22 protein-coding genes and 1 pseudogene are annotated in these 19762 nt (G+C 65.5%); 8 read left to right on the top strand and 15 right to left on the bottom strand.

The window, feature by feature from the left end; translation table 11 throughout:
• Positions 1-28: 28 nt before the first annotated feature.
• The 6 genes and pseudogenes from JOY29_RS02400 to JOY29_RS02375 all read right to left on the bottom strand — a co-directional run bounded on the left by JOY29_RS02400 (position 29) and on the right by JOY29_RS02375 (position 4035).
• Complete coding sequence (locus JOY29_RS02400; protein ID WP_300974608.1) at positions 29-679, bottom strand: hemerythrin domain-containing protein; 651 nt, start codon at positions 677-679, stop codon at positions 29-31.
• 356 nt (positions 680-1035) lie between these two features.
• A pseudogene (gene mtgA / locus JOY29_RS02395) lies at positions 1036-1746 on the bottom strand (monofunctional biosynthetic peptidoglycan transglycosylase); the annotation flags it as partial.
• Between the two features lie 32 nt (positions 1747-1778).
• Positions 1779-2000 (bottom strand): hypothetical protein, encoded by a 222-nt coding sequence (locus JOY29_RS02390; RefSeq protein ID WP_300974607.1) that lies wholly within the window; start codon positions 1998-2000, stop codon positions 1779-1781.
• Between the two features lie 117 nt (positions 2001-2117).
• Positions 2118-2639, bottom strand: a complete 522-nt coding sequence (locus tag JOY29_RS02385) for a pyridoxamine 5'-phosphate oxidase family protein (RefSeq protein WP_300974606.1) — start codon at positions 2637-2639, stop codon at positions 2118-2120.
• 58 nt (positions 2640-2697) lie between these two features.
• Complete coding sequence (locus JOY29_RS02380; protein ID WP_300974605.1) at positions 2698-3405, bottom strand: NYN domain-containing protein; 708 nt, start codon at positions 3403-3405, stop codon at positions 2698-2700.
• Positions 3406-3408: 3 nt separating this feature from the next.
• Entirely contained in the window at positions 3409-4035 is a 627-nt protein-coding gene (locus JOY29_RS02375) for a carbonic anhydrase (protein ID WP_300975574.1), read from the bottom strand.
• Between the two features lie 167 nt (positions 4036-4202).
• Between JOY29_RS02375 and JOY29_RS02370 the strand changes: the two genes are divergently transcribed.
• From JOY29_RS02370 to JOY29_RS02360, 3 genes are read left to right on the top strand one after another with little or no spacing between them, the layout of a single operon-like run.
• On the top strand, positions 4203-4541 hold the full coding sequence (locus JOY29_RS02370; RefSeq protein WP_300974604.1) for a hypothetical protein: 339 nt from the start codon (positions 4203-4205) through the stop codon (positions 4539-4541).
• Positions 4542-4594: 53 nt separating this feature from the next.
• Complete coding sequence (gene lipA, locus JOY29_RS02365) at positions 4595-5512, top strand: lipoyl synthase (RefSeq protein ID WP_367280026.1); 918 nt, start codon at positions 4595-4597, stop codon at positions 5510-5512.
• A gap of 7 nt (positions 5513-5519) precedes the next feature.
• Positions 5520-5978, top strand: a complete 459-nt coding sequence (locus JOY29_RS02360) for a type II toxin-antitoxin system RatA family toxin (RefSeq protein ID WP_300974602.1) — start codon at positions 5520-5522, stop codon at positions 5976-5978.
• Here JOY29_RS02360 and JOY29_RS02355 read toward each other — a convergent pair.
• Both JOY29_RS02355 and JOY29_RS02350 read right to left on the bottom strand, forming a co-directional pair.
• Positions 5975-6478: a CinA family protein gene (locus JOY29_RS02355; protein ID WP_300974601.1), complete on the bottom strand. Its 504-nt coding sequence runs from the start codon at positions 6476-6478 to the stop codon at positions 5975-5977. The genes JOY29_RS02360 and JOY29_RS02355 overlap by 4 nt on opposite strands.
• 11 nt (positions 6479-6489) lie before the next feature.
• On the bottom strand, positions 6490-7629 hold the full coding sequence (locus JOY29_RS02350) for a bifunctional 2-C-methyl-D-erythritol 4-phosphate cytidylyltransferase/2-C-methyl-D-erythritol 2,4-cyclodiphosphate synthase (RefSeq protein WP_300974600.1): 1140 nt from the start codon (positions 7627-7629) through the stop codon (positions 6490-6492).
• 50 nt (positions 7630-7679) lie between these two features.
• Between JOY29_RS02350 and dusB the strand changes: the two genes are divergently transcribed.
• The 5 genes from dusB to hflX all read left to right on the top strand — a co-directional run bounded on the left by dusB (position 7680) and on the right by hflX (position 14243).
• Positions 7680-8675: a tRNA dihydrouridine synthase DusB gene (dusB, locus tag JOY29_RS02345; protein WP_300974599.1), complete on the top strand. Its 996-nt coding sequence runs from the start codon at positions 7680-7682 to the stop codon at positions 8673-8675.
• An 88-nt stretch (positions 8676-8763) separates the two neighbouring features.
• Positions 8764-11007 carry an ATP-binding protein gene (locus JOY29_RS02340; protein ID WP_300974598.1) on the top strand — a complete coding sequence of 748 codons (2244 nt, stop codon included), beginning with the start codon at positions 8764-8766 and terminating at the stop codon, positions 11005-11007.
• Positions 11008-11009: 2 nt separating this feature from the next.
• Positions 11010-12401 carry a sigma-54 dependent transcriptional regulator gene (locus tag JOY29_RS02335; RefSeq protein ID WP_300974597.1) on the top strand — a complete coding sequence of 464 codons (1392 nt, stop codon included), beginning with the start codon at positions 11010-11012 and terminating at the stop codon, positions 12399-12401.
• A gap of 40 nt (positions 12402-12441) precedes the next feature.
• Positions 12442-12942 (top strand): RNA chaperone Hfq, encoded by a 501-nt coding sequence (gene hfq / locus JOY29_RS02330; protein WP_300974596.1) that lies wholly within the window; start codon positions 12442-12444, stop codon positions 12940-12942.
• Positions 12939-14243, top strand: coding sequence for a GTPase HflX (hflX, locus tag JOY29_RS02325; RefSeq protein ID WP_300974595.1), 1305 nt, complete (start codon positions 12939-12941; stop codon positions 14241-14243). The genes hfq and hflX overlap by 4 nt, the downstream gene beginning before the upstream one ends.
• Here the strand turns inward: hflX and JOY29_RS02320 are convergent.
• From JOY29_RS02320 to JOY29_RS02290, 7 genes are all read right to left on the bottom strand, one after another.
• Complete coding sequence (locus tag JOY29_RS02320) at positions 14240-14695, bottom strand: tRNA (cytidine(34)-2'-O)-methyltransferase (protein ID WP_300974594.1); 456 nt, start codon at positions 14693-14695, stop codon at positions 14240-14242. The genes hflX and JOY29_RS02320 overlap by 4 nt on opposite strands.
• 1 nt (position 14696) lies before the next feature.
• The gene (gene mazG, locus JOY29_RS02315) at positions 14697-15473 is read right to left on the bottom strand and encodes a nucleoside triphosphate pyrophosphohydrolase (protein WP_300974593.1); all 777 of its coding nucleotides are present in this window, start codon (positions 15471-15473) and stop codon (positions 14697-14699) included.
• Between the two features lie 170 nt (positions 15474-15643).
• Positions 15644-16240, bottom strand: a complete 597-nt coding sequence (locus JOY29_RS02310) for a TIGR02281 family clan AA aspartic protease (protein WP_300974592.1) — start codon at positions 16238-16240, stop codon at positions 15644-15646.
• Positions 16240-16827, bottom strand: a complete 588-nt coding sequence (locus JOY29_RS02305) for a TIGR02281 family clan AA aspartic protease (RefSeq protein ID WP_300974591.1) — start codon at positions 16825-16827, stop codon at positions 16240-16242. The genes JOY29_RS02310 and JOY29_RS02305 overlap by 1 nt, the downstream gene beginning before the upstream one ends.
• Before the next feature lie 9 nt (positions 16828-16836).
• Positions 16837-17601, bottom strand: a complete 765-nt coding sequence (locus JOY29_RS02300) for an MBL fold metallo-hydrolase (RefSeq protein WP_300974590.1) — start codon at positions 17599-17601, stop codon at positions 16837-16839.
• Positions 17598-18380, bottom strand: a complete 783-nt coding sequence (locus JOY29_RS02295) for a TatD family hydrolase (RefSeq protein WP_300974589.1) — start codon at positions 18378-18380, stop codon at positions 17598-17600. Before JOY29_RS02295 ends, JOY29_RS02300 begins: the two co-directional genes overlap by 4 nt.
• Positions 18381-18421: 41 nt before the next feature.
• Positions 18422-19714, bottom strand: coding sequence for an MFS transporter (locus tag JOY29_RS02290; protein WP_300974587.1), 1293 nt, complete (start codon positions 19712-19714; stop codon positions 18422-18424).
• Between the last annotated feature and the right edge of the window lie 48 nt (positions 19715-19762).

The raw sequence follows: 19762 nt of genomic DNA, 5'->3' as shown, positions 1-19762 counted from the left end.
GTGCCCGGGCGTTGGCCGGGCGGACGGCTCAATTCATCTTCATGCCTTCCTTGTTCATCAGCATGGAGATCTTCTTGTCCTGCTCGGGCGTCAGCGCGGCCTTGAAGCGGGGATAGACCTGCTCCTCCTCCATTCGCGCATGCTCTTCGATCAGCTGGCGGAACTCGCGAACGGTCGGAAGGAACTCGGCCGAGTCCTTTTCCATGTTCTCGAGGCGATAAAGGTAGGTCTTCACATAGCCATGCTCATGCTCGAGATGGTCGGCATCGACCGTCTCATTGGCCTGGCGAAGCGCCGGATAGACGACCTGCTCTTCCTGGTGCGCATGCTTGTTCAGCGCATAGTGGATGGTCTTGACCAGGCTCGCGCGCTTGCCGGTGTCGCTGTCGTCGGTAGCGAGCAGCAGGTCGAACTTGGCAAGGGTCGCCTTGTGCTCGAGCGCCAGGATCTGGTCCCACTCGCCGCCAGCCATCATCGATTCCGACTTTTGCTGGATGAACTTGCGCGCCCAATTGGCACCGATACCGATCGCCGCGCCGGCGGCTAGGGCGCCGAGCAACGGGGCGGCGCCTGTGTCACCGGTCCCGAAGCTAAAGGCACTCCGCTCGGTGGAATCGCTCTTGCGGTTCCCGTTCGTGCTGCGCCGATTGCGCTCACGAGTCTCGTTACGCGTGGCCATGTCACTCTCCTGTAAGGAATTACTTGGCCTCGAAACGAGCCGGCGAGGGTGGCCGTTCCTGTTGCGAGTAGTTTGCAGTTGCGCCGCCGCCGCTCACGTCAGAGCGCGTTGGCGGACGGCGCTGGTTCCTCCGCCTGCGGCTCCATTGATGGCTCCTCGGCGGACTCGGGCGGAACCGGCGCCGTGGTTACCGGCCCAGTATCGGGAAGCTCTTCGGTCGCGACCGGAAGGCTTTCGAGCACCTCGGACGGCGGCAGCGGTGGCGGAGTCGAGGTCTCGACATCCTCCCCAGGCAGCGTTCGTGCTTTTCTGGACGGCGGCGGGGTGCGGTCTCTCGGCGTACTGGCGCCCTGATAGACACACGCGTCAAGCCCGTCGCGCGCGACGACGCCGATCCGTGCCACAATGCTATTCCCATAACGGCGCGTGAAGCCGCGCGGAGCGATCGCCTGGCGGCCCTTGGGGAGCGGCAGGACGGCCGCGAGCCGTGCCGCCTGCTCACGGGTCAAGGCGCTGGCATCATTCCCATAGTAGCGCTCGGCACCGGCGCTGACGCCGTAGGTGCCGATCCCCGTCTCGGCGACGTTGAGATACACTTCCATGATCCGCCGCTTGCCCCACATCTGTTCGATCAGCAGGGTGAACCATGCCTCCAAGCCCTTGCGGAAATAGCCGCCACCTTGCCAGAGAAAGGCATTCTTGGCGGTCTGCTGGCTGATGGTGGAGCCGCCGCGGATCCGTCCTCCGCTGGCGTTGCGCCGGGCCGCGTCACTGATGGCATCCCAGTCGAATCCCCGGTGGGCGCAGAACTTCGAATCCTCGGCCGCGACCACCGCCCGCACCATGTCGCGATCGATGTCGTCGAGACTCATCCACGCGCGTGTTGCTCCCCGCCCCGCGATGACGTCGCCCATCATCGTCGCGGTGATCGGTGGATTGATGAAGCGGTAAGCGAGGACCCACAGCACGGAGAGGATCAGGAAGGCGAGCACCGCCTTGATCACAAACAGGAGCAGCCGAACAGGAAGTGGACTGCGTGCGGCGGGACGACGTGAGCGGGCTGCCATGGGCAGGGGCTACGGCCAAGCAGCCGTTGACGCTAGTCCTGCTGGTCGAAACGGTCGGCAGCTGCCTGATAGCCGCGGGCCATGCCGTTGAGGACGTCGGCAGCCTGGCGGTCCGAAACGCCCGCTGCAAGCCGGCGGCACCGCTCCGCCTTGAGGGTAAGACTAGCCTTGTCGTCATGATCGCCGAGACGGGCCGCCTCGTCGAAAACCTCTCTTGTTGGATCGGTAGCCAATGTGAACGCTTCCACTAACATTCTCACCGCGGCGGCACAGCGCCTTGGCGGCGAAAACCGGCTAACCAACTTGATGTTCCGCTCCGATCCTCTTTCGCATACGTATGCGAACGAGGATTAGAGCGTCTCTGCAACAGGTTAGAGGGCGACTTCCGCCTGATTCTCGCGCTGGTGATCCTCGCCGGGATCGCGGCCGAGCATCTTGAGCGCGGCAGCGACGAGGGTCGCACCGGCTTCCGCCTTCCAGATCTCCGCCTTGCTCGTATCGAACCGAAGCAGCTGAAGGTCAGGGTCGTCCTTCCCGCCCTTGTACCAGCTGGCGATGATCGGGTTCCAGAACCGATCGATCAGCGACCGGTCATTAACGAGCTCGAGTGTGCCGTGGATATGAGCGAAGACCTTGTGGCCCTTCGAAACAAAGGTGCAGACGACCTTGTTGTTCTGGCTGAGCCCCTTGACGATCGCTTCAGACTTGGCGCCGAAGAAGTAGATGTCGCCGCCCTGCTGTAGCTGCTTCTCATCCTGCCAATTGACCTGTGCGGTCCAGGGGCGCGTACGGCTGTCTTCCACGCCCTGAAGGCCAATCATCACGAAGGGGCTGTCCTTCAGCTCCTCCCAGAACAGCTGCTTGAGCTCGTCGGCGCGCTCGGCATCGGCCACTTGTCATTCTCCCGTATCGAGTTTTGCATTCGAAACGGGAGAGGGTGGTGAGGGTTCCCTAGCGGACCCGACGCACCAGCAGGCCGCCGCCATCGATTTCCTTGACTTGGAACTCTGGCATGGTGCGCACCAGTTCGCTCAAGGAGCGGGCGCCATAGTTGCGGACGGAGAAGCTCAGCACGGCCTTTGCCCGCTGGCCGACTTCGGACAGGGAAGCGAAGCCATCGTCGTCCCGCTTGCTCTGCTTCCAGGCGGCACCGAGCACGTGCAGCAGCTCTTCCTCGACAGCGCGCGCTTCATGCTCCGGGTCGGCCGGCTCGCCATTTTCCGCGGCGGCAAGGGCGGCAACGTCGAAGAAGCGGGTGCAGCTGTTCTGAAAGCTGATCGGGGTCTTGGCGGTCCCAAAACCATAGACCGGAATACCGGCCTCTCGAATGCGCTGGGCGAGTGGCAGGAAGTCGCTGTCGCTCGACATGATTCCGAGGCCCTCGAGCTTGCCCCGGTAGAGCATGTCCATGGCGTCGATCACCATCCTCATGTCGGTCGCCGACTTGCCCTTGACCACGTCGAACTGCTGGATCGGCTGGATGGAATGCTGGGTGGTCAGCTGCCCCCAGCCCTTGAGGGCAGGCTTGGACCAATTGCCGTAAGCCCGCCGCACGTTGATCGCGCCGAGCTCACCCAGCACCAGCAGGACTTCGTCGAGGTGGTCTGGCGACGCATTGTCGGCGTCGATCAGCAAGGCGATGTTGCGGTCACGGTCCATGGGTCAGGAGGCCTCCGGCACCGGCAGGAACTCGCCGGCGCTCTCGTCCAGCTCGTACAGCGTTCCTTCGGCGATCGCGAACCAGCAACCGTGCAGCTTTAGCTGTCCTGCGGCCTCGCGCTCGGCGACGAAGGGGAAGGTCCGGAGATTGCCTAGGCTGATCTTCACGCCCTCGAGTTCCAGCGCATGCTGTGGATTCTCGGGTTCGTTGGCAATCACACGGTCGCGGGCCTGGTCGAGCAGCCCGATCCACTTGTCGATGAAGATGCGATCAGGCTCACCATGACCGGCCAGCGCCGCACTGATACCGCCGCACGCGCCGTGGCCCATTACCACGATGTGCTTCACCTCGAGCTTGGTGACGGCAAACTCCAGCGCAGCCGAGACCCCGTGCAGGCCGCCGTCCTGCTCGAACGGTGGCACCAGATTGGCGACGTTGCGCAGGATGAAGGCCTGGCCGGGCACGGTGTCGAATATCGTGGCTGGGTCGACCCGGCTGTCGCAGCAGCCGATGATCATCACCGGTGGCTCCTGACCCTCGGCCAATTGCTCCCAGCGGCGGTGCTGGTCGCGGTAGCCGGCGGAGCGAAAGCGATGATATCCGCGGAGAAGGGCACGATATTCAGGCATGGTGAGTGGCTCGGATACAGAGTTGTGCGACATTGAAGTTCCGGCTCGCCGGATCACTTCACTAAGCCGGCTAGAGGAGTCTCGCTGCCTTCGCAATTCGAGCGATTCGGAACCATGCGCGCCCGGCGGCGCTGATAGGGCATCGACGAAGATCAGGAGATGAATCCATGAAGCGCATGATGATGACGGCGCTGCTCGCCGGCGGACTGACCCTTGGCGGCTGCGCAACCTCGAATCCCTATGGGGATCCTTATTACAATGATGGCCGCAGCAGCACGGCGGGCCGTGCCGCCACCGGCGCAGCAGTGGGCGCGGTTGCTGGCGGCGTGCTTGGCGCAGTCGTGCCGGGCGTCTCGACCGTCGGTGGTGCCATTGCCGGTGGTGTCGCCGGCGCGGTGCTCGGCGCGGTGGTCAATGGTCGCCAATATTATCGTGATACGCGCGGCTATTGCTACTACGTGGACGGTAATGGTCGTCCCATCTACGACTATAACACCCGCTGCTAAATACGGGAGTGGGGCGGTTTCCAAACCGCCCCTCTTCTCCTACATGGCGCGCCATGAACGCGCCCGCCGAACTTCCCGCCAAGCCCAAGGCCCGCAAGCCCGACTGGATCCGGGTCAAGGCGCCGACCAGCCAAGGCTATGCCGAGACCCGGCGCCTGATGCGCAGCCTCAACCTCGCCACCGTCTGCGAGGAGGCGGCCTGCCCCAACATCGGGGAGTGCTGGACCAAGAAGCACGCCACCGTGATGATCCTTGGCGACACCTGCACGCGCGCTTGCGCCTTCTGCAACGTCAAGACCGGCATGCCGCGCGCCGTCGACCCGATGGAGCCGCAGAACACCGCCATTGCAGCGGCCGAACTCGGGCTCGAGCACATCGTCATCACTAGCGTTGATCGTGACGACCTGCCCGATGGCGGTGCCAGCCAGTTCGTCAAAGTGATCGAGGCTCTCCGCCGCGAGACCCCCAAGACGACCATCGAAATTCTGACGCCCGACTTCCGGAACAAGTCGGAAGAAGCGGTGGCCAGGATCGTCGATGCCGGCCCCGACGTCTACAACCACAATCTCGAGACGGTCCCAAGGCTTTACCCGACGATCCGGCCGGGCGCGCGCTATTATGCGTCGCTCCGCCTTCTCGAGAGCGTAAAGCGCCGCGCCCCGCACATTTTCACCAAGTCGGGGGTCATGGTCGGCCTTGGCGAGCAACGGCTCGAAGTGCATCAGGTGATGGACGACATGCGCTCGGCCGACATCGATTTCCTTACCATGGGGCAATATCTTCAGCCGACTCCGCGGCATGCGAATGTCGAGGAGTTCGTCACCCCGGACGCATTCAAGGCCTATGCCGCGATCGCTCGCGCCAAGGGCTTCCTGCTGGTCGCCGCCAGCCCGCTGACTCGGTCCAGCTATCATGCGGGCGACGACTTCCGGAAGATGCAGGCCGCCCGCGCGGAGCGGCTCGCCCGCTAGTCATCACATGCCCCGCCACACCGAGCATCGTTTCCTGCCCTATAGCCCCGAGCAATTGTTCGAGTTGGTGGCGGACGTGAAGCGTTATGACGAGTTCCTGCCGTGGGTGACGGCGGTGCGCATCCGCTCGTCGAGCGAGACTGAGATGGTAGCGGACCTGATCGTAGGCTTCGGTGCGTTCCGCGAGCGCTTCACCAGCCGAGTCGCCAAGCATCGGCCGGAGAAGATCACTGTCGACTACGTCGAGGGCCCTCTCAAATTCCTTCATAACGAGTGGCGTTTCGAACCGGTCGAGGGCGGCACCAACCTCCACTTCACCGTCGATTTCGCTTTCCGCAACCGTTTGTTCGAAGCCGTCGCAGGACAGGTGTTCGATCGGGCACTGCGGAGGATGACTGGTGCCTTCGAAGCGCGCGCCGCAGCGCTCTACGGTAGTTCACCGACCGAGCCCGCTTCAGGCAGCTAATCTTCTAGCAGTTCCAAGGCGCATAGCGCTGCTTGCAGCCTTATTCCGGCACGACCGGTGCTGGCGTCGAAATGTCTGGTGTCGGCTACGACCGCCTCGTCTTCGCGGCCCTTTTCGGCGCGCGCGAAGACGACGGTTCCCACCGGCTTTGCTTCGCTTCCGCCGTCGGGCCCCGCAATTCCGGTGATCGCGACCGCCACGTCTGCGCCGGAGCGCACCAAAGCGCCGCGTGCCATTGCCCAGGCGGTGGCGACACTGACCGCGCCGAACGTGTCCAGAACATCTTGGGCGACACCGAGAGCCGATGTCTTGGCGTCATTGGCGTAGGTGACATAACCTGCTTCAAAGACGGCCGAGCTGCCGGCAATTTCCGTTAGTGCGGCGCTGACCAGCCCACCAGTGCAGCTTTCGGCAACAGCGATGCGGCGCCCGGCCGCGCGATTCCTCTCGATGACCTCGCGGGCCTTGGCGGTGAGTTCTGGCGGGAGCAGCGAATCCATGTCCGAAGGCCTCAAGCGGGGAGGCGGATCGTGGCGATCGCCTGGGCGGCAATGCCTTCCCGCCTGCCGGTGAAACCAAGCTGCTCCGTCGTGGTTGCCTTGATGCTGACCGCGCCGGCTTCGAGGCTGAGAATCTCGGCCACACGCTGCTGGATGGCGGCGCGATGAGGACCAACCTTGGGCGCCTCGCAGATGACCGTGCAATCGACATGGTCGATGATGCCGCCCCTTGCGCGAATGAGGTCCGCGGCGTGGACCAGGAAGCGATCGCTCGCCGCTCCCTTCCACTGAGGATCGGACGGCGGGAAATGCTGGCCGATGTCGCCCAGCGCCGCCGCGCCGAGCAGCGCGTCAGTGATGGCGTGGAGGACGACGTCCGCATCGCTGTGACCCGCCAATCCCATTGGGTGATCGATGGTGATCCCGCCCATGACGACGGGGCCGGGACCTTCGAAGGCATGGACGTCGAAGCCAGTCCCGGAGCGGCTGACCATGGCGGCTGCAAGCATCATTTCGGCGCGTTCCCAGTCGCTTGGCGAGGTAAGTTTATGCAGGGCCTCATCACCCGCAACGGTCGCGACCCTGAGGCCGGCGAGCTGAAGCACGGTGGACTCGTCGGTCGGCGCACCATTGCCGGCCTCTTCGTAGGCAAAGCGCAGATCCTCGACATGGAAGGCCTGCGGAGTCTGCACCCGGAGCAATTGCGTGCGGTTGACCGTGCCGCGCAGTTCGCGGTCGCCCTTCGCCAGCGTGTCCGCCACCGGCAGCACCGGGACGGCGCCATCGGCGTTGTCCAGCGCGTCGATCAGCCGGTCGACCACCTCGGGCGGGCAGAAGGGGCGGGCGGCATCATGCACGAGGACGATACCGTCCTCAATCGCGGCGAGGCCGGCGCGGACGCTGTCGGCGCGCTCGGCACCGCCGATGATCAGCGGGCCGACATCGAGCCCGCGAAGGGCTGCCGATGCAATCTCTTCCTGCCCGGCGCCCACGACCACGCGCACGGCCTCGATGCGCTGGTGGCCGATCATTGCCTCGATGGCATGGGCAAGCAGGGGCTTGCCGGCCAGCAGGCGATATTGCTTGGGCGTCTCGCTGCCCATGCGGGTGCCCGATCCGGCGGCGACAATAAGGGCGGTAACCTTGGTCACGGCCGCGCCTTGCCCGTTCGAGGCCGCTCCTGTAAAGGCGCGCCGCTCCCATGGACAGTTTCAAGCCCATCACGATCGGCCCGGTCCGGATCGACGCGCCGGTCATCCTGGCACCGATGACCGGTGTCACCGACCTACCGTTCCGCAAGGTCGTGAAACGCTATGGCGCCGGCCTGACCGTCAGCGAGATGATTGCCAGCCAGGCCGCCATCCGTGAAACTCGCCAGAGCCTGCAGAAGGCCTTGTGGGACCCGAGCGAGGAGCCGGTCAGCCTCCAGCTCGCCGGTTGCTCACCCGTCGAGATGGCGGACGCCGCAAAGCTCAACGAGCAGCGCGGCGCGGCGATCATCGACATCAACATGGGCTGTCCGGTCAAGAAGGTTGTGAACGGCGATGCCGGCTCGGCCCTGATGCGCGACCTTCCGCTCGCCGCTTCGATCATCGAAGCGACGGTGAAGGCGGTGAAGGTGCCGGTCACCGTCAAGATGCGCATGGGCTGGTGCCACGACAGCCTCAACGCGCCCGAACTCGCCCGCATCGCGGAAGACCTCGGCGCGCGGATGATCACCGTCCACGGCCGCACCCGCAACCAGATGTACAAGGGTTCGGCCGACTGGCGCTTCGTTCGCAGCGTCAAGCAGGCGGTCACCCTTCCGGTCATCGTCAATGGCGACATCTGCAATCTTCAGGACGCCCGTGACGCGCTCGCCCAGTCCGGCGCCGACGGCGTGATGATCGGCCGCGGCGCCTATGGCCGGCCCTGGCTGCTCGGTCAGGTGATGGCCGACCTTGCCGGCGGCGAGCGGCCCGCGCCCGGCATGGACGAGCAGCTGGCGGTGATCCTCGATCAATATGACGCCATGCAGTCACTCTACGGCACGGTCACCGGGGTGAACCTCGCCCGCAAGCATATCGGCTGGTACACCAAGGGCCTGCACGGATCGGCGGAATTCCGCCAGAAGGTGAACACGCAGGACGACCCCAAGATCGTCGTCCAGATGCTCCGTGACTTCTACGCGCCCTGGCTCAGCCGCGCGGCCGCCTGACCTCGGCCGGGTCGCGGGAAAAAAGTTAACGCTACCCGCCACAAACTGTGTTCTTTGCGCCACAAGTCCATGCTAGGGCCACTGGGCAATGGATGCCCGCTCGGCCGCTTTTACGATCGACCAGCCGCCCAGCCTCAAGCGCTGGCTGACGGCGGAGCGCGCCAATGGGCGCTTCTACCGGGTCGCGGAGGCGGTCACGCTGGGACTGCTGCTGGCCATGCTGTCGGTCGGCTATGTAGTGCTCAGCCGGGGCGATCCCGCCAAGATGCTTTCGCCGCCGTTGACCGCCTTGCTGCTGGTCGCGGTGCTCATTCCGGCTATCTTCCTGATGGTGCTGGTGTCGCGCCGGCTCGCGCTGCGCCGGGCGGAGCAGGGGGGTCTCGGCACCGGCCTCCTTCATACACGCCTGGTCGCGCTCTTCTCCACCGTCGCCGCCGTGCCCACCGTGCTGGTGGTGATCTTCGCCTCCATCCTGCTTCAGTCAGGTATCGAATTCTGGTTTTCGGAGCGTGCCCGGACCGTGCTCCAGCAGGCCGAACGCACCGCCGCCATCTATGAGAGCGAGCATCGGGTCAGGCTGAGGGACGATATGGAGGCGATGGGCGCCGACGTCGTGCGCGGCCTCAACCTGTACGGGCCAACATCGGAATCCTTCCAGACCATCCTCCTCGAGCAGGTGGCAGTCCGCCAATTGCGCGAAGCCGCGCTCTTCTCGGTCAGCGACAAGGGCGAGTGGATCACCTACGCGGTGGTCAACTTCGACGATCGCTCGCTGGAGCAGCAATTCTCCCCGGCCGAGGGGCAGAAGCTGACGGCGGGCGAAGTCAGCATCAAGATCGCAAAGGCGGACCGGCTCGAAGGCTTGATCAGGCTCGATCCGACGGCCCCGATCTTCCTCTATGGCGCGCGCGAGATCAATGCGTCCGCAGTCCAGGCGCTTCGCCAGACGAGCGAGGCAGCGACCGGGTACAACCGAACGCTGGAACGCGCGCGGGCGCTGCAGCTCCGCTTCAACGCAGCCCTGCTCTTCGGCGCGTTGATCATCGTTGGGCTGGCGATCTTCGTTGCCCTGCGGCTCGCCGACCGCCTCGTTCGACCGCTCGGCGGGCTTGTCTCTGCCGCGGGCCGGGTCGAGGAGGGGGATTTTTCCACGCGCGTGCCGATCGAGCGCAAAGATGATGAGATCGGCGTTCTCGCCGCTGCCTTCAACCGGATGACCGGAAGGCTGGAGGAGCAAACCGGGGCGCTCAAGGCCGCCAACACGCAGCTCGATACGCGCCGGGCCTTCATCGAGGCGGTGCTGGGGTCGGTGACGGCGGGCGTCATTGCGCTTGATAACGACCGGACGATCCTTCTCACCAACCGGTCGGCCGAAGCGCTGCTTCAGCACGGTGCCGAAGGTATCGAGGAGCGAGCTCTGGCCGGCGTCTCACCCGAGCTGGAGGAATTCCTCTGCGGCGACCAGCGCGAAGCGGACGTGCTTGTCCGGGCCGAGGGCGGTCAGCGCACGCTGGCGGTCAAGCGGGTCCGCTATGCCGACGGCTGGGTGCTGACCTTCGACGACATCACCGAGCAGCTCGCCGACCAGCGCCGCGCGGCCTGGTCGGACATCGCGCGCCGCATCGCCCACGAGATCAAGAACCCGCTCACGCCCATCCAGCTGGCCGCCGAGCGCATCCAGCGCCGGTTCGGCAAGGAGGTGGAGAGCGATCCCGAGACCTTCGGCCGGCTGACCGAGACGATCATCCGCCAGGTCGGCGACCTTCGCCGCATGGTCGACGAGTTCAGCAATTTCGCGCGCATGCCCAAGCCCGTGTTCAAGGAAGAGAATGTGCACGACATCGCGCGCACGTCGCTGTTCCTGCATGAGGTGGCGCACCCGGGCATCAGCTTCACGCTCGACCCGCCGCAGGGCGACATCCGCATGATCTGCGACCGGCGGCAGCTGTCGCAGGCGCTTACCAACGTCGTGAAGAATGCGGTGGAAGCGATTGAATCCAGGCGCAATCGCGGTGAGCATACGCTTGAAGGCGACCGTGTCGGGCTGCGCCTTTGCAAGGATCACCGGCAGCTCGTCATCGATGTCAACGACACCGGCATCGGCCTGCCCGAGGATCGTGAGCGGCTGACCGAGCCGTATATGACGACGCGGGTCCGCGGGACAGGGCTCGGGCTCGCCATCGTCAAGAAGATCGTCGAGGAGCATGGCGGCGAGATCGCCTTCCTCGATCGCCCCGGGGGGGGCACCCACGTCCGCATCGCGTTCGAACTGCAGCGGCTTGCGCTGCTGGCTGACGCCGCTGCGGATGCGCAAGATGAGGAGAGTGCCTGAACATGGCTCTTGAAGTGCTGGTCGTCGACGATGAAGCCGACATCCGTGAGCTGGTTGCCGGCGTGCTCGAGGACGAGGGCTATGCGGTCCGGGCTGCGGGCAATTCGACCGACGCGCTGGAGGCGATCGAGAGTCGGCGTCCAAGCCTGGTGCTGCTCGACGTCTGGCTGCAGGGATCGCGGCTTGACGGCCTGCAGCTGCTGGAGGAGGTAAAGCGGCGCGATCCGTCGTTGCCCGTGCTGATGATCAGCGGCCATGGTAATCTCGACACCGCCGTCGCCGCCATTCGCGAAGGGGCGATCGACTTCATCGAGAAGCCGTTCGAGGCGAGCCGGCTGCTTCACCTCGTCGGCCGTGCCACCGAGACCGACCGGCTGAGGCGCGAGAACGCGTCGCTGAAGGAGCGGGTCGGGACCGAGGACCAGCTCAACGGCTCCTCGGTTGCCATCAACAATGTCCGGGCGACGCTGAAGCGGGTGGCGCCGACCGGAAGCCGCGTGCTGATCACCGGGCCGGCGGGCGTCGGCAAGGAGATTGCCGCGCGCACCATCCACAACTGGAGCACGCGGGCAGGGGGGCCGTTCGTCACCGTCGCCGCCGCCCGCATGGATCCTGACCGGGTCGAGGAAGAATTGTTCGGCTCCGAAATCGATGGGGTCGCCCGGCCAGGATTCCTCGAGCAGGCCCATGGCGGCACCCTGTTCCTGGATGAAATCGCTGACATGCCGCTGACCACGCAGGGCAAGATCCTGCGGGTGCTGACCGACCAGAGCTTCACCCGCGTCAGCGGACAGCGGCCGGTGAAGGTGGACGTGCGCGTCCTCTCGGCGACCTCGCGCAACCTCAGTGAGGAGATTGCGGCGGGGCGCTTCCGCGAGGATCTTTATTATCGCCTCAACGTGGTGCCGGTGCGCATTCCGCCATTGCGGGAGCGGCGTGAGGACATTCCGGAGCTCGCCAACCATTATCTCGCGCGCTTCTCCGCCGAGCGGCGGATGCCGGCGCCGTCCCTGTCGGACGAGGCCCTTGCAGCGCTGCAGGCACATGACTGGCCCGGCAACGTCCGCCAGCTCCGCAACATCATCGAGCGGACGGTGATCATGGCGCCGACCGACCGGCTCGGACGGATCGACGTCGACCTGCTCCCGGCCGAAGTGCTCGATACCGGCGGCTCCGGCGGCCTGTCCTCCTCGACCCTGTCGATCATGGGGTCCCCGCTCCGTGAAGCGCGCGAAAGCTTCGAACGCGAGTATCTGCGGGTCCAGATCCGTCGCTTCTCCGGTAACATCAGCCGGACCGCCAGCTTCATCGGCATGGAGCGATCGGCGCTGCACCGGAAGCTGAAAGCGCTCGGGCTCGGCGACAAGGGACAGAATAGCGAGGAGGAGCGTTAGGTCGCCGGATCGTTCGCAAATAAGAAAAGAACAGCAGACAATGCCGTCCAAGTCCCTCAGTCTACAGGATCATTTCCTCAACAGCTTGCGCCGTACCCGGACTCCGGTGACCATTTTCCTGGTCAAGGGCGTGAAGCTGACCGGTGTCATCACCTGGTTTGACGCCTTTTCGCTGTTGCTGCGCCGCGATGGCGTGGCGCAGCTCATCTACAAGCATGCCATGTCGACCATCCTGCCGGCGGAAGCGCCGAAGGACATCGACCTTGCCACCTTCCGCGGCATCGGCCTTGAGGAGGGGAGGGCGACGCTTCAGGACCTGTTCCTGGCTGCCGCCATTCGTGAGCGCTCGGCCATGACCGTCTTCCTCGTCAATGGCGTCATGCTCCAAGGGGAGGTCGTCGCCTTCAACCGCTTCTCGATGCTTCTTGGGCGGGGTGAGCAGGTCCAGCTGGTCTACAAGCATGCCGTCTCGACCATGCAGCCAGCGACGTCGTTGCAACTCGGCGCGGCCGGGCTCGACGAGAGCGAGACGGACAAGTGAGTACCGGCTTCGACCGGGCGGGTGGCGATGGGCTTCGTCGCGGCGAGACGGCGCTCGTCGTGCTGCCCGATCGCAACCAGGAAAATAATGCCCGCTCGGTCGATGCAAGGCTCGACGAAGCCTCTGGATTAGCTGAGGCGATCGGCCTCGACGTCGCGGACCGGCTTTCCTTCCGCATCCGTGCGCCGCGGCCCGCCACCCTGTTCGGCAAGGGACAGGTGGAAGAGATCGCCGCCAGAGCTCTCGAGCGCGAGGCCAAGGTGCTGGTCGTCGATGCCGCGCTCACGCCCGTCCAGCAGAAGAACCTCGAGGACGGCACCAAGGCCAAGGTGATCGACCGCACCGGTCTCATCCTGGAGATCTTCGGTGAACGGGCGGCCACAGCGGAAGGGCGCCTGCAGGTCGAGCTTGCCCACCTCGACTATCAGGCGGGCCGACTGGTCCGCAGTTGGACCCACCTAGAGCGCCAGCGCGGCGGCTTCGGCTTCCTTGGCGGCCCAGGCGAGACGCAGATCGAGGCCGACCGCCGGCTGATCCGCGACCGAATGGCCCGGATTCGCCGCGAACTCGACCAGGTGAAGCGCACCCGCGCGCTCCACCGCGACCGTCGCAAGCGCGCGCCTTGGCCGATCATCGCACTGGTCGGCTACACCAATGCGGGCAAGTCGACGCTGTTCAACCGGCTCACGCGCGCCACCGTGCTGGCCGAGGACCTGCTGTTCGCCACGCTCGACCCGACCATGCGGGAAATCCAGCTGCCAGGCTTCGACAAGGCGATCCTGTCGGACACGGTTGGCTTCGTCTCCAACCTGCCGACCGAGCTGGTCGCGGCCTTCCGCGCGACCCTTGAGGAGGTGGCGAGCGCCGACCTCATTCTCCACGTACGCGACATCCACCATCCTGACAGCGAGGCCCAGAAAGCCGATGTCGAGCAGGTTTTGGAGAGCCTCGGCCTTGGGCCGGGAGAGGAGGGGCCTGCCCGTCTCGAGGTGTGGAACAAGGTCGACCTGTTCGACGATGCCGAGCGGTCGTCGATCGAGAATGAGGCGACCCGGCGCGATGACGTCGTGACCGTCTCGGCGCTGACTGGCAGGGGAGCCGACGACCTTCTCCGGCGCGCCGGCGACATGCTGCGCCAGGGTGCGACGGTCCACCATCTGCGCCTGCCCGCCGGCGACGGACAGCGGCTCGCCTGGCTTCACCGTAGCGGCGAAGTGCTCGAAAGCCGCAGCGAAGGCGACGAGATGTTCGTCGCGGTCCGCCTCAGTCCGGAAAACTGGCAACGCTGGCAGGCACTCTAGAGCGGCGGAAGCTGCCTGGTCTGCCGCAGCGCCTCGCCGAGCGCGAGGGCGGCGGAGGTAGCAAGGTTGAGGGAGCGCACTTGCGACCTCATCGGGATTCGGAGGCGCTCCGAACAGCACGCGGCGATATTGTCCGGAACGCCGGCACTTTCCTTTCCGAACAGGAGGATGTCGTTGGCTTCGAACGCGAAGTCGTAAGGTGATCGCTCGGCCTTGCTGGAGAATAAAATGAGCCGATTGCCACTGACACTTTCCTCGAAGCTGGCGAAGTCGGGAAAGCGGCTGACGTCGACATGGTCGATATAGTCCATAGCGGTACGGCGGACCCTGCGGTCGTCCCATGCGAAGCCCATCGGTTCGATCAGATCGACGCCGACGCCCATGCAGGCGCCGAGCCGCAGGACGGCGCCGACATTGCCGGCGATCTCGGGCTCGAACAGGGCGATCCGCACCTCAGCGGCCCTTGTGCTTCGCCCAAAGCTGCTCCTGCTCGTCAAGGCTCATGGAGGTGAACCCGGGGGTTGCCTCGATCGCACGAAAGCGGCGCTCGAACTTGGCATTTGCCTTTCGCAGCGCCTCTTCGGGACTGATCTTGAGAAAGCGTGCGAGGTTCACGATCGAAAATAGCAGGTCGCCGATCTCCTCTTCGCGCTCTTCGTCGGTGCGGGCACGCTCGACCTCGCCCAGTTCTTCGAGGATCTTTGCCTTCGGACCCTCGATGTCCGGCCAGTCGAAGCCGGTCCGCGCTGCCCTCTTCTGCAGCTTGGCCGCGCGTTCCAGGGCGGGCAGGGCGAGGGCGATTCCGGCGAGCACGCTCGGGTCCGCGGCCCTCTCGGCCCGCTCGGCCGCCTTGATCTCCTCCCAACGGTGATGGCCACCGGTCGGATCATCGCCGAAGATGTGCGGGTGACGGCGCTCCATCTTGTCCGAAACGCCGTTGAGGACTTGATCGAGCGTGAAGTGGCCGGCTTCGGCCGCCATCTGGGTGTGGAAGACGATCTGCAGCGAAAGGTCGCCGAGCTCATCACGAAGGTCGGCCAGGTCGCCGCGCTGGATCGCATCGGCGACCTCATAGGCTTCCTCGATCGTGTACGGCGCGATGGTCTCGAAGGTCTGGACCGTGTCCCATTCACAGCCGCGCTCCGGATCGCGCAGCCGCGCCATGATGTCCATCAGCCGCTGCAGCGCGGCGGCAGGGTCCGGTTGCCGGTGCGTGATCGTCTCGCTCATGCCTCGTCATCGCGGGGAGCATGGCGCGACGCAATCCTTGTCGTCGATACGGGGTGGACGGGCTGCTTGCTCAACCGCGCTTCCCTTGGCGTCGAGAGTGACCCTCGACCAAGTCGGTCTAAGTCTGATAATATGTATTATGTAAAGGGCGGATGCAGAAAGAAGCTGCTTCATCCCTCCAATACAAGCCATCTTCCTTCGACGCTCCAGCGCCTGAGGCTCGTCAGGAAGTTCATGCCGAGCACGTTGAGCTCGTCGCCGTCCGCCACGAACATGCGGACGTCGCGGCGCTCGATGTCGCCGAGCATCACCGTCTCGGCCCGCGCGGTCGCCACGCGGATCAGGCCGTTTCCCGTTCGGACCAGCTGATTGCGCTGATCGCCGACCGGCACGCCGACGGACGCCGCTGTCTTGCGACCGATGGTCGTCATGGTCGCGCCGCTGTCGACGAGGAAGTCGACCGGGACGCCGTTGACCTCGGCCTGTACCCAGAAATGACCATCGACGGCGATCGGCACGCGGATGACGTCACCGGAAAGCTGGACCGGGCGTCCGGTCGCTTCCGCCTCGAGACGCTGCGCGACATAGTTCAGGTCATCGCGAAAGCTGAAGACGATGAAGCCGGCTCCGAAGATGACGACGAACGCAAGGATCGACGTGACCCCCTTGGCCAGCGGTGCGCGGCGCCCGATCAAAGCGCCGGCAACCAGCATCACCGCCATCAGCAGGTAGAGACCGCCGAGCTGAAGGTCGTTGGTGCCCATCATCAGGGCTGCATGACCAGCTGGCCGCCCTGCACGCCCCAACTCGACAGACTGGACAGGAAGTCCATGCCGAGCACGTTGACGCCGTCATTGGGGTTGATGTTGACCGAAGTGTCGGCGCGGCGGATGGGACCGATCTCTACCAGGCTGGCAGTCACCCGCGGCATGAACACGTCGCCATTGGCGGTGCTGACGACATTGCCGCGCATGCCTGGCTTCAGTCCCGCGGCCTGCGCGAGGTCGGCCGAGATGGTGGTCGTCGTCGCGCCGCTGTCGACCAGGAAACGCGCCTCGCGGCCATTGATCTTGCCGTCGACCCAGAAGTGCCCGTCGTCGCGCTTCGTCACGCGCAGAGCGCTTCCGCTGACGACTGGGGCCGAGTCGCCGAACGCCTCGCTCTTGAGCCTCGCGCTAAGGGCGCCGAACTCGCCACGGAAGGCGAACAGCGCGAAGGCGGCGGCGAAGATGCCGAGCCAGGCGAACCCCATCCGTGCCGTCTTGCCGGCGCTCAGTCCCCTCCCCACCAGGCTCGTCGCGACCAGTACCAGCAGGAGCACGAGGAAGAGAACGTTGGGAAGCGGGCTGTCCATAAGGCCTTGTCAAATCTCGAGTTCCAGGCCGTCCCAGGCCGGTTCGGCCCAGTCCGGCAGTTCGGACACTAGTTGGTTATGGTCCATGCTGTTGTCGAGATGCGTCAGGACCAGGCGCCCGACCTTCAGCTCGCGCGCCCAGCCGAGCACGGCGTCGAGATGGGCGTGCGTCGGATGCGGGCGGCGGCGGAGGCAGTCGGCGACCCAGATGTCCGTGCCCGCGTAGAGTGAGGCCATGGCGTCAGTGAGCTCTACGAAGTCGATGGCGTAGACGAGACTGGAACTGCCTTCGTCGAAGCGCATGCCGAGGCTGGTGATGCGGCCGTGCGGCTGGTCGACGAAGCGGATGCGGACGCCCTCTTCGTTCCACTCGCCATCAATCGGGTGCGCACGGCAGACGGCGGGATAGAGGGCATTGCCCTCGAAGAGATAACGGAAGCGCGGGATCAGTCGCTCGAGCAGCTCGGCGCGGCCGTGCACCGGCACCTGGTCGCCCCGGTTGTGTGCGACCTGGCGGAGGTCGTCGAGGCCGTGGATGTGGTCGGCATGATCGTGGGTGACGAGGACGCGGTCCACCTCCCCCACGCCGGCAGCGTTCAGCTGCTCGCGAAGGTCGGGACCCGCATCGATCAGCAGGCGCTGGCCGCCAATGCTGGCGAGAGCCGAGGCCCTGAGGCGGCGGTTCCTGGGCTCGCCAGGGTCGACGCTGCCCCAGTCATTGCCGATGCGCGGGACGCCGGAGCTGGTGCCCGAACCGAGGATGCGAAGCTTCACGCCGCGGCCTTGGCCTTGTCGAACAGGCGGAAGAAGTTGGCGGTGGTGGCCTCCGCCAGACGGTCCGCGCTGACCTCGCGGAGGCCAGCGACGAAGGAGGCGGTATCGGCAACAAAGGCCGGCTCGCAGGTCTTGCCGCGGTTCGGCACCGGGGCAAGGAAGGGAGCGTCGGTCTCGACCAGAAGCCTGTCCTCAGGAACGATCTTCGCAACCTCCTGCAAGTCCTTGGCATTCTTGAAGGTCACGATGCCGGACAGCGAGATGTAGAAGCCGATATCCAACCCGCGCTCGGCCAACCAGCGCGTGCCCGTGAAGCAATGGAGGACGCCCCTCACCCCTCCCCGCGCCGCTTCCTCGGCGAGGATGTCGGCCGTGTCCTGCTCCGCGTCGCGGGTATGGATGATGAGCGGCAGGCCAACCTCGCGGGCGGCGGCGATCTGGGCGCGGAAGCGTGCCTTCTGGCTCTCGCGGTCGGACTTGTCGTAATAATAATCGAGCCCGCATTCGCCGATCGCAACCACCTTGGGGTGGGCGGCGGCGTCGACCAAGGCGGCGGTGCCGAGATCCGAGTGCGCATCGGCTTCGTGCGGGTGCACGCCGATGCTGGCCCAGACATCCGGATGACGATCGGCGGCGGCGACGACATCGGCCCATTCGCGCTGGCGCGTGGAAATGTTGAGAAAGCCGCCGACCCCACGCGCGCGGGCACGGGTCAGCACGCCTTCTTCATCCTCGACCAGGCCGGGATAGTTGAGGTGGCAGTGGCTATCGATCAACATCGCCCCGCCCTAACGCGTGAGGCGGAAAAGGTCACTCTTGGTCAGCGGCCCACCCGCGCGAGAAAGAAGCACAGGGTCGCGGCCGCATAAGCGGCGATCATGCCGAACACGATTCCCGGCGTGCCTGCCCAGCGATCGAGCGTGCCGAGCAGGCTCGCGCCGATGGTGATGCCGAAATTGCCGGCGGCCATGAAGAGCCCGAACTGGGTTGCGCCGACCTTGGGGTCGCAAAGGCGCATGGCGACTGCGCAGCTGCTGGTGCGGATGGCGGTATCGATCACCAGCACGCCGATCACGAAGATGGCGAAGAGCGACGGCTGCTCCCAGGCTGTCCGCAGGGAGAACATGGCGACGACGAGCGTGACCCCGCTCAAGGCCACGAAGGTCGACACCGCGCGTGCGCCCGCCCGGTCGACGATCCAGCCGACAAAGAAGATGGCGGCGACCGCGCCGACCAGGTTGGCGGTGCCGGTGAGGGCGCTGATCTGCGCGTCGTTCCAGCCGACCTCGCTGGTGCCAAGCAAAGGCGTGAAGCCGATGAACAGGCCGTAGACCACGTTGGCGAGCATCATTCCAGCAAGGAACAGCAGGGTGTGTAGGCGGGCGGAGGCGCGGAAGACGCCGACGAGGATCGGCTTCCACGCGCCGGCATGGAGCGCCAGCGCATGGTCGGAGGGTTGGCCCGGTGTCCAGGGCATCAGCCGCTCGCCGGGCCTCTCCCGCAGCAGGATGATGAGCGACAGCGGCGCCGCAACGATGAGTGCGGTGGCGGCCGCCGCGAGGTCCATGCCGCTGAGGTAGAGGAGATAGCCAGTCAGCGAGGTGCCGATCGCCATGCCCAGCGCCTGGCCGCCGAACATGAAGCCATTGGCCCGTCCCCTCTCCTCTTCCGGGATCAGGTCGATCGCCATGCCGTCGATCGCGACATCCTGGATAGTGGTGAAGAGGTTGGCGACGAAGCCGAAGGCGGCGAGCAGGGTGATCGCCTGCGGACCGGGACCCACTATGGCCATGACGAGCATGCTGACGACGATCAGCGATTGGGCACCGATCAGCCAGCTTCGCCGGCGGCCCATGGCGAGGAAGGCCCAACGGTCCATGAGGAAGCCGTTGATGAGCTTCAAACTCCACGGCAGGGTCGCGGCGCTGGCGACGGTGCCGATCGCCGCGGCGGAGGCGCCGTTCGCAGCCATCCAGGCGGGCACGGCGAAGTGGAAGAAGCCGATCGGCAGGCCTTGTGCGACGTAGAGCAGGAAGATCGTGAGGAAACGCAGCCGGCGATGCTCGCTCAGCGCCGGCCATCCCCTGTCGACCGTGAGAGTCCCTGCTGCCACACCTGCCCCCATTCCCGACCGGCCCAGGTAAGCGGACAACGGGAAGTT

Source organism: Sphingomonas sp. LHG3406-1 (assembly GCF_029637485.1).
In the GTDB taxonomy this organism is placed as follows: Bacteria; Pseudomonadota; Alphaproteobacteria; order Sphingomonadales; family Sphingomonadaceae; genus Sphingomicrobium.
This window is presented reverse-complemented; position numbering and strand designations above follow the sequence as displayed.

Excerpts from the sequence above, each read along its gene's own strand:
- JOY29_RS02400 (WP_300974608.1), bottom strand. The coding sequence starts at position 679 with ATGGCCACGCGTAACGAGACTCGTGAGCGCAATCGGCGCAGCACGAAC.
- JOY29_RS02390 (WP_300974607.1), bottom strand. The coding sequence starts at position 2,000 with ATGTTAGTGGAAGCGTTCACATTGGCTACCGATCCAACAAGAGAGGTT.
- JOY29_RS02380 (WP_300974605.1), bottom strand. The coding sequence starts at position 3,405 with ATGGACCGTGACCGCAACATCGCCTTGCTGATCGACGCCGACAATGCG.
- JOY29_RS02375 (WP_300975574.1), bottom strand. The coding sequence starts at position 4,035 with ATGCCTGAATATCGTGCCCTTCTCCGCGGATATCATCGCTTTCGCTCC.
- JOY29_RS02370 (WP_300974604.1), top strand. The coding sequence starts at position 4,203 with ATGAAGCGCATGATGATGACGGCGCTGCTCGCCGGCGGACTGACCCTT.
- lipA (WP_367280026.1), top strand. The coding sequence starts at position 4,595 with ATGAACGCGCCCGCCGAACTTCCCGCCAAGCCCAAGGCCCGCAAGCCC.
- JOY29_RS02360 (WP_300974602.1), top strand. The coding sequence starts at position 5,520 with ATGCCCCGCCACACCGAGCATCGTTTCCTGCCCTATAGCCCCGAGCAA.
- JOY29_RS02355 (WP_300974601.1), bottom strand. The coding sequence starts at position 6,478 with ATGGATTCGCTGCTCCCGCCAGAACTCACCGCCAAGGCCCGCGAGGTC.
- dusB (WP_300974599.1), top strand. The coding sequence starts at position 7,680 with ATGGACAGTTTCAAGCCCATCACGATCGGCCCGGTCCGGATCGACGCG.
- JOY29_RS02340 (WP_300974598.1), top strand. The coding sequence starts at position 8,764 with ATGGATGCCCGCTCGGCCGCTTTTACGATCGACCAGCCGCCCAGCCTC.
- JOY29_RS02335 (WP_300974597.1), top strand. The coding sequence starts at position 11,010 with ATGGCTCTTGAAGTGCTGGTCGTCGACGATGAAGCCGACATCCGTGAG.
- hfq (WP_300974596.1), top strand. The coding sequence starts at position 12,442 with ATGCCGTCCAAGTCCCTCAGTCTACAGGATCATTTCCTCAACAGCTTG.
- mazG (WP_300974593.1), bottom strand. The coding sequence starts at position 15,473 with ATGAGCGAGACGATCACGCACCGGCAACCGGACCCTGCCGCCGCGCTG.
- JOY29_RS02310 (WP_300974592.1), bottom strand. The coding sequence starts at position 16,240 with ATGATGGGCACCAACGACCTTCAGCTCGGCGGTCTCTACCTGCTGATG.
- JOY29_RS02305 (WP_300974591.1), bottom strand. The coding sequence starts at position 16,827 with ATGGACAGCCCGCTTCCCAACGTTCTCTTCCTCGTGCTCCTGCTGGTA.
- JOY29_RS02295 (WP_300974589.1), bottom strand. The coding sequence starts at position 18,380 with ATGTTGATCGATAGCCACTGCCACCTCAACTATCCCGGCCTGGTCGAG.